Genomic DNA, 12,117 nt, shown 5'->3' on the forward strand with positions numbered 1-12,117 from the left:
GAGGGGCTTTGTCCACGGAGAGAACATATTCCTTCGACCGGCGGGTGTAAAGCGCGACGGGACAATATGTCCAGGCGATGCGGAACTGTGACCTTCGGCCGTCGATCCGCGCCGTTGCAGTGGGAGAACGCTCTCCGACGGGATCGGCGACACCGCGTCGTGAGGGAAACGTGAGGACGAGGGGCGGGGCCGTAGGAGAAGCGTGAGGACGGCTGCGCGGTGCCCGTGCCGCGTGTTGCATCAGGTCTCGTGCCGTCTCTCGGCAGGCGCCCGGGCCTCGGGTGCCGTCTTCTCCGGATGGAGTCCTCCGTGCTCGACCTCGCCTACCTCCTCGGCGTGCTCACCCTTTTCTCGCTCCTCGGCCTCGCGGCCCGGGGGGTCGAGAAGCTGGGCGGTGCGCCCGCTCCGGCCCGCGACGCAAGGGGCGACCGGTGATCGTCGTCGACGCCCTCGCGGCCGTGCTGGCGCTCGCCGCCGTCGTCTACCTCGTCGTGGCCCTGATCCGACCGGAGCGCTTCTGATGGATCCACTCCTCGCCGTCCTCCAGGTCGCGACCGTCGGCCTGGCCGTCGCCCTCCTGCACCGCCCGCTGGGCGAGCACATGTTCCGCGTCTACACCTCGACGCGCGACGTCGCGCTCGAGCGCGGCCTCTACCGCCTGATCGGGGTCGACCCGGCCGGCGAGCAGAGCTGGCGCGCGTACCTCCGGTCCGTGCTGGCCTTCTCGCTCGTCGGCGTGCTCCTGCTCTACGGGATGCAGCGACTCCAGGCGGTCCTGCCCGGCTCGCTCGGGCTCCCCGCGGTGCCGGAGGGGCTGGCGTTCAGCACGGCCGTCTCGTTCGTCACCAACACCAACTGGCAGTCGTACTCGCCCGAGGCGACCCTCGGCTTCGCGGTGCAGCTCGGCGGGCTCGCGGTGCAGAACTTCGTCTCGGCGGCCGTGGGCCTCGCGGTCGCGGTGGCGCTGATCCGCGGATTCGCGCGCCGCTCCTCCGGCACTCTCGGCAACTTCTGGGTCGACCTCGTGCGCGGCACGCTGCGCCTCCTGCTGCCGATCTCGCTTCTCGCCGCGGTCGTGATGATCGCGGGCGGAGTGATCCAGAACCTCAACGACCCACTGACCGTGACCACTCTCACCGGCGGCGAGCAGAGCATCCCGGGCGGCATGGTCGCTTCGCAGGAGGCGATCAAGCTGCTCGGCACCAACGGTGGCGGGTACTTCAACGCCAACTCCGCGCATCCGTTCGAGAACCCCTCGGCCTGGGTGTCGCTGCTGCAGGTCGTGCTGATCCTGGCGATCCCGTTCTCGCTGCCGCGCACCTTCGGCCGGATGGTCGGCGACGTGCGGCAGGGACGCGCGATTCTCGCCGCGATGGCGACGATCTTCGTCATGTCGCTCGCGGCGCTCACGGCCCTGGAGGCGGCGGGCGGCGGATCCGCGGCGCAGGCGGCGGGAGCGGCGATGGAGGGCAAGGAGACGCGCTTCGGCATCGCCGGCTCGGCCCTCTATGCGACGGCCTCGACGCTCACCTCCACCGGCGCCGTCAACGCGATGCACGACTCCTTCACCGCGCTCGGCGGCATGCTGCCGATGCTCAACATGATGCTCGGCGAGGTCGCCCCCGGCGGTGTGGGCTCGGGCCTGTACGGGATGCTGGTGCTCGCGGTGCTGGCGGTGTTCGTCGGCGGGCTGCTGGTCGGCCGTACCCCGGAGTACCTGGGCAAGAAGCTCGGCCCGCGCGAGATCAAGCTCGCGAGCCTGTACATCCTGGTGACGCCGACGCTCGTGCTCGCGGGCACGGCGCTGAGCTTCGCGATCCCGGGCGTGCGCGCGGACGTGGAGAGCACGTCGATCCTGAACCCCGGACTGCACGGGCTCTCGGAGGTGCTCTACGCCTTCACCTCGGCGGCCAACAACAACGGCTCCGCCTTCGCGGGGCTGACGGCGAACACGCCGTGGCTGAACACGGCGCTCGGCGTCGCGATGCTGCTCGGCCGATTCCTCCCGATTCTGCTGGTGCTCGCGCTGGCCGGCTCGCTCGCGGCGCAGTCGCCGGTGCCCTCCAGCGCCGGGACCCTGCCCACCCACCGGCCGCAATTCGTCGGCCTCCTCGTGGGAGTGACGGTCGTCGTGACCGCGCTCACCTACTTCCCCGTACTCGCGCTGGGTCCCCTGGCGGAAGGACTGCGACTCCGATGACCACTGCACTCACCCAGGCCCCCGACGACCCCGCGCGGCCCACCCGGGCGGCCCTCGGACCGCGCCAGCTCGCCGCCGCCCTCCCCGGGGCGCTCCGCAAGCTCGATCCGCGCCTGATGTGGCGCAACCCCGTGATGTTCCTCGTCGAGGTCGGCGCCGCGCTGACCACGCTGCTGGCGATCGCCGAGCCGTTCCTCGGCGGGCCGGAGCGCTCGGGCGGATCGACGGTGCCCGTCACGTTCACGGCCGGCATCGCGATCTGGCTCTGGCTGACCGTGGTGTTCGCGAATCTCGCGGAGGCGGTCGCGGAGGGACGCGGCAAGGCCCAGGCCGAGAGCCTGCGCGCAACCCGCACCAGCACTCCGGCGCGGCGCGTGGCCGACGACGACTCCGCGGATCCGTCTGCCCTCTCGGCGCGCCTGGTCGAGGTCTCCTCGGCGGAGCTGCAGCTGGGCGACGTGGTGGTGGTGGAGGCGGGCGAGTTGGTGCCGGGTGACGGCGACATCGTCTGGGGCATCGCCTCCATCGACGAGTCCGCGATCACCGGTGAGTCCGCTCCCGTGGTCCGCGAGAGCGGAGGCGACCGTAGCGCGGTCACGGGCGGCACGCGAGTGCTCTCGGACCGGATCGTCGTGCGGATCACCTCGCGGCCCGGCGAGACCTTCGTCGACCGGATGATCGGCCTGGTCGAGGGCGCGTCGCGGCAGAAGACGCCGAATGAGATCGCCCTCGACATCCTCCTCGCGAGCCTGTCGATCGTGTTCGTCGTCGTGGTGCTGACCCTGAATCCGATCGCTTCGTTCGTCGGCGCGTCGGTGAGCGTGCCGGTGCTGGTGGCGCTGCTGGTCTGCCTCATCCCGACCACCATCGGGGCCCTGCTCTCGGCGATCGGCATCGCCGGGATGGACCGGCTGGTGCAGCGCAATGTGCTCGCCATGTCCGGGCGGGCTGTGGAGGCGGCGGGCGACGTCACGACGCTCCTGCTCGATAAGACGGGGACGATCACGTACGGCAACCGGCGGGCGGTGGCGTTCCTGCCGATGGACGGTGTGGCGCAGGCCGCGCTCATCGACGCAGCCGCCGCCTCCTCGCTCAGCGATCCGACGCCCGAGGGGAAGTCGATCGTCGACCTCGCGGGCGAGTCGGGGCGTCCCGCCGTGGGGCCCGCCCAGGGGGTCGAGGGAGCCCAGGTCGTCGTGGTGCCGTTCACCGCGCAGACCCGGATGAGCGGGCTCGACTTCGCCGACGGCTCCTCCATCCGCAAGGGCGCCGGCTCGGCCGTGCGTGCCTGGGTGGAGGAGGAGGGGCCGTTGCCGTCCGCGGTCGCGGCGCGCCTCACGGTGCTGGTCGACGGCGTCTCCCAGAGCGGCGGCACGCCCCTCGTGGTCGCGGTGAAGGACGGCGGCGGCGCTCGCCTGCTGGGCGTGGTGCATCTGAAGGACGTGGTGAAGGACGGGCTCGCGGAGCGCTTCTCGGAGCTGCGCGCGATGGGCATCCGTACCGTGATGATCACGGGGGACAACCCGCTGACGGCCCGTGCCATCGCGGCAGAGGCGGGAGTGGACGACTATCTCGCCGAGGCGACGCCCGAGGACAAGCTCGCCCTGATCCGGCGCGAGCAGGAGGGCGGCGCGCTGGTCGCGATGACCGGAGATGGCACCAACGACGCTCCGGCGCTCGCCCAGGCCGACGTGGGCGTGGCGATGAACACGGGCACCTCGGCGGCGAAGGAGGCCGGGAACATGGTCGACCTCGACTCCGACCCGACCAAGCTCATCGACATTGTGCGGATCGGGAAGCAGCTGCTGATCACCCGCGGGGCGCTCACCACGTTCTCGATCGCGAACGACGTGGCGAAGTACTTCGCGATCATTCCGGCGATGTTCGCAGGGGTCTTCCCGGGGCTCGCCGTGCTGAACGTGATGCAGCTGCACTCGCCGGCCTCGGCGATCCTCTCGGCGATCGTGTTCAACGCGCTGGTGATCGTCGTGCTCATCCCGCTCGCGCTGCGGGGAGTGGCGTACCGCCCGGTCGCCGCGTCGCGCATCCTCAGCCGCAACCTCCTGGTCTACGGCCTCGGCGGGGTAATCGCCCCCTTCCTCGGGATCAAGCTCGTCGACCTCCTGGTCGCCACCCTCCCCGGCTTCTAACCCCCTCCCGTGCCTCCGCGAGATGCCACTTACGACGCGCTCGCACGGCGTGTCGCGGTCATAAGTGGCATCTCGCGGGAGGGGGAGGGGGAGGGGGGAGGGGGGAGGGGGGAGGGGGAGGGGCGCACGATTCGACCAGTTGAAAGAGAGAAGAGACTATGTTCCGTTACTACGGGGTCGCGCTGCGCGCGATGATCGTGCTCACCGTGCTGCTGGGAGCGGCGTACCCGCTCGCGGTGCTCGGGATCGGGCAGCTCGCCCTGCCCGCCCAGGCGAACGGCTCGTTGCTGCGCCAGGACGGGGCCGTGATCGGCTCGTCGCTGATCGGCCAGTCGTTCACCGACGCCGACGGAGCAGCGCTGCCGGAGTGGTTCCAGTCGCGCCCGTCCGCCGCGGGTTACGACGCGGGCGCGTCGACCGGTAGCAACCTCGGGCCGGAGAACGCCGACCTCGTCGCCTCTGTCCAGGAGCGACGGGCCGCGATCGCCGCGTTCGAGGGCGTCGACCCGGCCGCGGTGCCGGCCGACGCGCTCACCGCCTCCGCCTCGGGCCTGGATCCGGCGATCAGCCCCGACTCCGCGCTGCTCCAGGTACCGCGGGTCGCCGCCGCCCGCGGACTCGACGAGGACGCCGTGCGCGCGCTGGTCGAGGAGCACACCGCGGGCCGCGAGCTCGGCTACCTCGGCGAGCCGACCGTGGACGTGCTCGAACTCAACGCCGCCCTCGCGCGGCTGTGACGCCTCCGGTGGCACCTCCGGCTCGTAGAATCGCGTTCGGCTCGTCGGGAACGCCCGATCGAGCGAGCCGACGCCGATCCGGCGAGCCCGAGGTGTCCCGGAGCTGCGAGCACGAGGGGAGGCCGGGACGATGACGAAGGGCCGCCTGCGCGTGCTGCTCGGAGCCGCGCCCGGAGTGGGCAAGACCTACACGATGCTCGAGGAGGGTCGCCGGCTGTCCGCCGAGGGGCGCGACGTCGTGGTGGCCATCGTCGAGACGCACGGCCGCTCCGCCACCGCCGCGATGGTCGAGGGGCTCGAGGTCGTGCCGAGGCGGCCCGTCGATCACCGCGGCGTGCTGCTCGACGAGATGGACCTCGACGCGGTGCTCGCCCGCCGCCCCGAGGTGGCGCTGGTCGACGAGCTCGCGCACACCAACGCGCCCGGCTCCCCGCACGAGAAGCGCTGGGAGGATGTCCGCGCGCTCCTCGACGCCGGCATCACCGTCTTCTCCACCGTCAACATCCAGCACATCGAGTCGCTCAATGACGTCGTGCACGCGATCACCGGAGCGCCGCAGCGCGAGACCATCCCGGACGCGGTCCTCCGAGCCGCCGACCAGATCGAGGTTGTCGACCTGGCGCCCCAGGCACTGCGCGACCGTCTCGCCGACGGCCGGGTCTACCCGCCCGAGCGCATCGACGCCGCGCTCTCCAACTACTTCCGGCTCGGCAACCTCACCGCCCTGCGCGAGCTCGCGCTGCTCTGGCTCGCCGACGAGGTCGACAACGCCCTCCGCGACTACCGCGTCGAGCACGGCATCGACAGCACCTGGGAGGCGCGGGAGCGCGTTGTCGTGACCCTGACCGGCGGGCCGGAGGGCGAGACCCTGCTGCGGCGCGGCGCACGGATCGCGGCCCGCGCCTCCGGAGGCGACCTGCTCGCCGTGCACGTGGTGACCCCCGACGGCCTGCGCACCCCGCGGCCGCATGTGCTGGAGGCGCAGCGCGCGCTGGTCGAGAAGCTCGGCGGCAGCTACCACCAGGTGGTCGGCGAGGACGTGCCCCGCACGCTGGTCGACTTCGCCCGCTCGGTCAACGCGACACAGCTGGTGATCGGCGTCAGTAGGCGCAGCCGACTGGCCTCGGCGCTCACCCCCGGGACCGCGTCCACGGTGATCCGCGAATCCGGCAACATCGACGTGCACATCGTCAGCCACTCCGCCGCCGGGCGCACCGCGGTGCTGCCCAGGCTCGACGGGGCGCTGACGGTGCGGCGCCGCATCCTGGGCCTGGCTCTCGCCCTGGTGGGCGGGCCGTTGGTGACCTGGCTGCTCTCGAGCCTGCGCAGCGACGAATCGATCACGAGTGACGTGCTCTCGTACCAGCTGCTGGTGGTGGTGGTCGCGCTGGTCGGCGGGCTCTGGCCGGCGCTCTTCGCGGCCGTGCTCTCGGGGCTCACCCTCGACTTCTTCTTCGTGGATCCGCTCTACACGATCACCGTGGACGAGCCGCTGCACGCGCTGGCGCTCGTGCTCTACGTGCTGAACGCGGCGCTGGTCAGTGCCGTGGTCGACCGCGCGGCGCGGCGGGCGCGGGCGGCGAAGCGCTCCGGAGCGGAGTCGGAGCTGCTCGCGACGATCGCGGGCGGGGTCATCCGCGGTCAGGGTGCGCTGCAGGCGATCCTCGAACGATCCCGCGAGGCGTTCGGGCTGATTGGGGTGCGGCTGGTGCGCGACGGCGAGGTCGTCGCCGCGGACGGCGAGCCGCAGTTGGACGGCGACCCCGCGCGGATCGCGGTCGGCGAGGGCGCGGTGCTCGAGCTGCACGGCCGGGAGCTGGAGGGGAGCGAGCGGCGGCTGCTCCAGGTGGTCGCGGCGCAGCTGGACTCGGTCCTCGAGAACGCGGCGCTCAGCGAGACGGCCAGCTCCCTCGCTCCGCTCGCCGAGACCGACCGGGTGCGCAGCGCCCTCCTCTCGGCGGTCAGCCACGACCTGCGCCGGCCGCTTGCGGCGGCCACCGCGGCGGTCAGCGGGCTGCGCTCGCCCGAGGTGGTCTGGAGTGAGCGCGACCGCGAGGAGCTGCTCACGACGGCCGACGAGAGTCTCACCGTGCTCGCCGCCCTGGTCACCGACCTGCTCGACGTGACGCGGCTGGAGGCGGGGGCGCTCGCCGTGGCGCTCGCTCCGCTCGACGCCGCCGACGTAGTGCTCCCGGCGCTCGACGAGCTCGGGCTCGGCCCCGGCGAGGTCGACCTCGACCTCGACCCGGAGGGACCGGCGCTGCTCGCCGACGCCGTCCTGCTGCAGCGGGTAGTGGTCAATCTGCTCGCGAACGCCGTCCGCTACGCGCCGCCCAGCACGCGGGTGCGGGTGGCAGCCAGTGCCTTCGGCGGGAGCGCGCAGCTGCGGATCGTCGACCACGGCCCCGGGGTGCCCGAGGAGCGCCGCGCCGAAATCTTCGTACCGTTCCAGCGACTCGGCGACGACGACAACCTCACCGGGCTGGGCCTGGGCCTCGCTCTGTCGAAGGGGTTCACGGAGGGGATGGGCGGCACGCTCGAGACGGAGGACACTCCGGGGGGCGGGCTGACGATGGTGGTGACGCTGCCGCTGGCGCCGCCTCCCGAGACCGGCGAGGCCGCAGCACCGCACGAGGACTCCGGAGGAGCCGCATGAAGATCCTGATCGCCGACGACGACCCGCAGATCCTGCGCGCCCTGCGCATCACGCTCACGGCTCGCGGCTACGACGTGGTGACGGCCGGTGACGGCACGGAGGCGATCAACCGCGCGGTGGACGAGCATCCGGACCTCTACATGATCGACCTCGGCATGCCGCGGCTTGACGGGGTCGAGGTCATCCACGGGCTGCGCGGCTGGACGAGCGCGCCGATCCTGGTCGTCTCGGGGCGCACGGGCGCGGCGGACAAGGTGGGTGCGCTCGACGCGGGCGCCGACGACTACGTCACCAAGCCGTTCTCGATGGACGAGGTGCTCGCGCGCATCCGGGCCCTGTCGCGGCGGGTGCAGCCGGCCGACGGCGAGCCGCTGGTCGTGATCGGCGAGGTGACTGTGGACCTGGTGGCCAAGAGCGCGACGCGCGACGGCGCATCCGTGCGGCTCACGCCGACGGAGTGGCAGGTGCTCGAGATCCTGATTCGCAACGCGGGCAAGCTGGTCACCCGTCGCTCGCTGCTGGCCGAGATCTGGGGCCCGGCGCACGTCACGGACACCGGTTACCTGCGCCTCTACCTCGCTCAGCTGCGCAAGAAGCTCGAGCCCGACCCCGCGCATCCGCGCTACCTGCTCACCGAGGCCGGGATGGGCTACCGGTTCGTGCCGGGAGACTGACCCGAGTGGAACCAGGGCGCGACGGCGGGCGCGACGGCCGACCTTTCCACCCGGCCGTTCGGGAGCCTCCGTGCCGCCTCCGCTCCGCTGCCCGGAGGACAATGGAGGGACCCCAGCGAAGGAGACCACCGTGGACCAGCCGCGCATGAACGTCGAATCGTTCAACCTCGACCACCGCACCGTCGCCGCACCGTACGTGCGCCTCGCCGACGCGAAGACGCTGCCGGGAGGCGACCACCTCGTCAAGTACGACGTGCGCTTCACCCAGCCCAATCGCGCCCACCTCGAGATGCCGACCGTGCACTCGCTCGAGCACCTGTTCGCCGAGAAGTCCCGCAACCACTCCGACCGCGTGATCGACTTCTCGCCGATGGGCTGCCAGACCGGCTTCTACCTGATCCTCTCGGGCGAGCCCGAGTTCGCCGACGTCCTCGGCCTGGTGGAGGCGACCTTGACGGACATCACCGAGGCCGACGAGGTGCCGGCGGCCAACGAGACCCAGTGCGGCTGGGGTGCCCACCACTCGCTCGAGGGGGCGCAGGAGGCGGCGCGGACGTTCCTCGCGCACCGCTCGGAGTGGGAGACGGTCACCGCGTGAGTGCGGCGATCGTCCTGGTCGCGATGGATGAGGAGGCGGAGCCGTTCCTCGCGGCGGCGAGCAGCGCCTCCGAGCCCCGGGCCGTCGGCAACGCTCTGTACTGGGAACTCGAGCTGGAGTGCCGCGCGGTGGTGCTCGTGCGCACCGGGATCGGCCTGGTCAACGCCGCCGGCGGGCTCACCGCGGCGATCCTCGCGCAGACCGGTGACCGGCCGCTCGTCGTGAGCGCGGGGACAGCCGGCGGGCTGGGCGTCGACGTCCGCGTGGGCGAGGTCGTGATCGGCACCGAGTACGTGCACACCGATGCCGACGCGCGCGCGTTCGGCTACTCCCTCGGCCAGGTGCCGGGGATGCCCGCCCGGTATTCCGGGCACGCTCCGGCGCTCGCCGCCGACCTGGCGCTGCCCGACGGCCGGGCGGTGCGGCGCGGCCTGATCGTCTCGAGCGACACCTTCGTCGCGAGCTCCCACGTCGACCGAGTGCGGAGCGACTTCCCCGGCGCGCTCGCCACCGACATGGAATCGGTGGCACTCGCGCAGACCGCGCACGTGCACGGCCTACCATTCGTTTCGGTCCGCGGTGTGTCGGACCTCTGTGCACCCGGCGAGTTCCAGGCCCATGTCGACGACGCGGCCGACCGATCCGCGGCCGTGGTGCGGGCGCTCCTGCGCGAACTGGTCTGACGTCGGGCGGCCCTCCGCGACAGCACGGGAGGGCCGCCCGGGGGATCAGTCGTTGCCGACCTGCTGGTCGCCGGCGTCCTGGGCCTTATCGATCTGACCGGCGAACTTGCCTCCGGTCGCCGAGTCGGCGGCATCACCCGCCTTATCGAGGCCCGTGTCCGTCAGCTCCTCGCCCTTGTCGCTGTTCGCGGCGTTCTTCGCCTTGTCCGCGAGTCCTCCGAGATCCACCATGCAACCGTTCCCTCCGTCGCTGAACGCCCGCCGATCGGCGGACACGGCCAGTCTCCGCCGCTCCGGGAGGCTCCGCGCGGGGGTTGCGGTGCGCCGTCGCCGCGAGGACGATGCGCGGCGGTGAGCGCCGTCGCGGGGAGTTCGGGCTCGCGCTGGCCGCGGGCATTCCTGGACCCCATCGGGGGGGGGGGGGGGGCATCTGCGGTTCTCCGGGACGTGCCCGACGGATCTGTTCACAACGCAGGAAGGATGCCGTCTAGCGGGCCGGAAGCCGCACGAACAGGGCTGCTCGGATGAATCCTTCCTGCGTTGTGAACACGACCCGGCGGAGTCGCTGGTCAACGGCTCGTGGATCATCGGGGTGGAGTCGAAGGGGCAGGCGCGGGTGGGCGCTCCCACCGGTGGCCGGCAGTCGCCTCGAGGTGCGCCGAATCACAGACGAGAGCGGCTTCGTGGAGTCCGGTGGCGTCCGAGCGCGGCCCAGCGGCTCAGGCCTCGGCGACGACTCCCGCCTCGACGTGCCAGTGGCGCGTCAGCTGGACCGTCTCGAGCATCCGCCGGTCGTGGGTGACCAGCAGGAGGGTGCCCTCGTAGGCCTCGAGCGCCTCCTCCAGCTGCTCGATGGCGGCGAGGTCGAGGTGGTTGGTCGGCTCGTCGAGCACCAGGAGGTTCGTGCCGCGGGCCTGAAGGAGCGCGAGTGCCGCGCGGGTGCGCTCGCCCGGCGAGAGCTCGCCGACGCGCCGCCCGACGTGGTCGGCCTTCAGAGCGAACTTCGCCAGCAGCGTGCGGACCTCGGCGGTCGGCCACTCGGGCACCAGCGCCTCGAACGCGTCGGCGAGTGGCAGCTCGGCGGGGAGCATCCCGCGGGCCTGGTCGATCTCGCCGATCGCGACGCTCGCGCCAACCGACGCCATGCCCTCCTCCGGCTCGGCGCGGCCCAGCAGCAGCGAGAGCAGCGTCGACTTGCCCGCGCCGTTAGGTCCGGTGATCCCGATCCGATCGCCCGCGTCGACCTGGAGCGACACCGGCCCGAGCGTGAACGTGCCGCGCCGGGCGACCGCGCCGCTGAGCGTCGAGACCACCGAACTCGAACGCGGCGCGCTGCCGATCGTGAAGGCGAGCTGCCACTCCTTGCGCGGCTCCTCGACCTCCTCCAGCCGCGCGATCCGGCTCTCCATCTGGCGCACCTTCTGCGCCTGCTTCTCGCTCGACTCGGCCGAGGCCTTGCGCCGGATCTTGTCGTTGTCCGGGGCTTTCTTCATCGCGTTCCGCACGCCCTGGCTCGACCACTCCCGCTGGGTGCGGGCGCGCGAGACCAGGTCGGCCTTCTGGTCGGCGAAGTCCTCGTACTTCTCGCGGCGCTGGCGGCGCGCGGTCTCGCGCTCCTCCAGGAACGCGTCGTAGCCGCCTCCGTACACCCGGTTCGTGCCCTGTGCGAGGTCGAGTTCGAGCACGCGGGTGACGCTGCGGGCGAGGAACTCGCGGTCGTGGCTGACCAGCACGGCACCGCCGCGGAGCCCGCGGACGAAGGCCTCGAGGCGCTCCAGGCCGTCGAGGTCGAGGTCATTGGTCGGCTCGTCGAGCAGCACGATGTCGAAGCGCGAGAGCAGCAGGGCTGCGAGGCCTACCCGTGCCGCCTGCCCGCCCGAGAGAGAGGTCATCGCGGAGGAGGAGGCCGCGGCTCCCAGCGTCAGCCCCAGCTCGGCGAGGACCACCGGGGTGCGCTCGTCGAGGTCGGCCGCGCCGCTCGCGAGCCAGCGGTCGAGGGCGAGGGCGTAGCGGTCGGCGATCGAGCCGTCGGGGTCGGGGTCCGCGAGGGCTGAGGCGGCGGCGTCGAGCTCGACCGAGGCCTCGGCGCAGCCGGTGCGGCGGGCGATGTACCCGGCAACGGTCTCGCCTTCGCGGCGTTCGTGCTCCTGCGGCAGCCAGCCGACGAAGGCGTCACCCGGCGAGAGCACGACGGACCCCTCGAGCGGAGCGGTCTCTCCGGCGAGGATGCGCAGCAACGTTGACTTCCCGGCGCCGTTCGCTCCCACCACGCCGACCACGTCTCCGGGGGCGACCGTGAGGTCGAGTCCGTCGAACAGGGTGCGGTGCGCATAGCCTCCGGAGAGGCCCTTAGCGACGAGGGTGGCGGTCACCGCTCCAGCGTAGGTGCGGTGGCTTGGCTAGACGCTCTGATGACAAG

The 12,117-nt window shown here is 72.2% G+C and carries 11 protein-coding genes; 9 read left to right on the plus strand and 2 right to left on the minus strand.

Features of this window, described 5'->3' with window-relative positions:
* Positions 1-309 precede the first annotated feature (309 nt).
* From A6122_RS17480 to mtnN, 9 genes are all read left to right on the plus strand, one after another.
* Positions 310-435, plus strand: coding sequence for a hypothetical protein (locus A6122_RS17480; protein ID WP_257722302.1), 126 nt, complete (start codon positions 310-312; stop codon positions 433-435).
* A complete protein-coding gene (kdpF, locus tag A6122_RS16225; RefSeq protein ID WP_068250113.1) occupies positions 432-521 on the plus strand; it encodes a K(+)-transporting ATPase subunit F in 90 nt (29 codons plus the stop codon). Before A6122_RS17480 ends, kdpF begins: the two co-directional genes overlap by 4 nt.
* The gene (gene kdpA, locus A6122_RS00190) at positions 521-2,200 is read left to right on the plus strand and encodes a potassium-transporting ATPase subunit KdpA (protein WP_068250116.1); all 1,680 of its coding nucleotides are present in this window, start codon (positions 521-523) and stop codon (positions 2,198-2,200) included. Before kdpF ends, kdpA begins: the two co-directional genes overlap by 1 nt.
* The gene (kdpB, locus tag A6122_RS00195) at positions 2,197-4,350 is read left to right on the plus strand and encodes a potassium-transporting ATPase subunit KdpB (protein WP_068250117.1); all 2,154 of its coding nucleotides are present in this window, start codon (positions 2,197-2,199) and stop codon (positions 4,348-4,350) included. Before kdpA ends, kdpB begins: the two co-directional genes overlap by 4 nt.
* A gap of 158 nt (positions 4,351-4,508) precedes the next feature.
* A complete protein-coding gene (kdpC, locus tag A6122_RS00200; protein WP_068250119.1) occupies positions 4,509-5,087 on the plus strand; it encodes a potassium-transporting ATPase subunit KdpC in 579 nt (192 codons plus the stop codon).
* A gap of 130 nt (positions 5,088-5,217) precedes the next feature.
* The gene (locus A6122_RS00205) at positions 5,218-7,743 is read left to right on the plus strand and encodes a sensor histidine kinase (protein WP_068250121.1); all 2,526 of its coding nucleotides are present in this window, start codon (positions 5,218-5,220) and stop codon (positions 7,741-7,743) included.
* Positions 7,740-8,417, plus strand: coding sequence for a response regulator (locus tag A6122_RS00210; protein WP_068250123.1), 678 nt, complete (start codon positions 7,740-7,742; stop codon positions 8,415-8,417). The genes A6122_RS00205 and A6122_RS00210 overlap by 4 nt, the downstream gene beginning before the upstream one ends.
* A 145-nt stretch (positions 8,418-8,562) precedes the next feature.
* Positions 8,563-9,015 carry an S-ribosylhomocysteine lyase gene (locus A6122_RS00215; protein ID WP_068256761.1) on the plus strand — a complete coding sequence of 151 codons (453 nt, stop codon included), beginning with the start codon at positions 8,563-8,565 and terminating at the stop codon, positions 9,013-9,015.
* Positions 9,012-9,698 carry a 5'-methylthioadenosine/S-adenosylhomocysteine nucleosidase gene (gene mtnN, locus A6122_RS00220; RefSeq protein WP_068256764.1) on the plus strand — a complete coding sequence of 229 codons (687 nt, stop codon included), beginning with the start codon at positions 9,012-9,014 and terminating at the stop codon, positions 9,696-9,698. Before A6122_RS00215 ends, mtnN begins: the two co-directional genes overlap by 4 nt.
* A 45-nt stretch (positions 9,699-9,743) precedes the next feature.
* Here the strand turns inward: mtnN and A6122_RS00225 are convergent, their stop codons facing one another.
* Positions 9,744-9,929 carry an antitoxin gene (locus A6122_RS00225; protein WP_084415687.1) on the minus strand — a complete coding sequence of 62 codons (186 nt, stop codon included), beginning with the start codon at positions 9,927-9,929 and terminating at the stop codon, positions 9,744-9,746.
* A gap of 488 nt (positions 9,930-10,417) precedes the next feature.
* On the minus strand, positions 10,418-12,070 hold the full coding sequence (locus A6122_RS00230) for an ABC-F family ATP-binding cassette domain-containing protein (protein ID WP_068250127.1): 1,653 nt from the start codon (positions 12,068-12,070) through the stop codon (positions 10,418-10,420).
* Between the last annotated feature and the right edge of the window lie 47 nt (positions 12,071-12,117).

The organism is Rathayibacter tritici (genome assembly GCF_001641005.1).
GTDB lineage: Bacteria > Actinomycetota > Actinomycetes > Actinomycetales > Microbacteriaceae > Rathayibacter > Rathayibacter tritici.

Bases quoted from the DNA above. Each gene is read 5' to 3' on its own strand.
- A6122_RS00205 (WP_068250121.1), top strand. From the start codon at position 5,218: ATGACGAAGGGCCGCCTGCGCGTGCTGCTCGGAGCCGCGCCCGGAGTG.
- A6122_RS00210 (WP_068250123.1), top strand. From the start codon at position 7,740: ATGAAGATCCTGATCGCCGACGACGACCCGCAGATCCTGCGCGCCCTG.
- kdpB (WP_068250117.1), top strand. From the start codon at position 2,197: ATGACCACTGCACTCACCCAGGCCCCCGACGACCCCGCGCGGCCCACC.
- A6122_RS00225 (WP_084415687.1), bottom strand. From the start codon at position 9,929: ATGGTGGATCTCGGAGGACTCGCGGACAAGGCGAAGAACGCCGCGAAC.
- A6122_RS00215 (WP_068256761.1), top strand. From the start codon at position 8,563: ATGAACGTCGAATCGTTCAACCTCGACCACCGCACCGTCGCCGCACCG.
- kdpC (WP_068250119.1), top strand. From the start codon at position 4,509: ATGTTCCGTTACTACGGGGTCGCGCTGCGCGCGATGATCGTGCTCACC.
- kdpA (WP_068250116.1), top strand. From the start codon at position 521: ATGGATCCACTCCTCGCCGTCCTCCAGGTCGCGACCGTCGGCCTGGCC.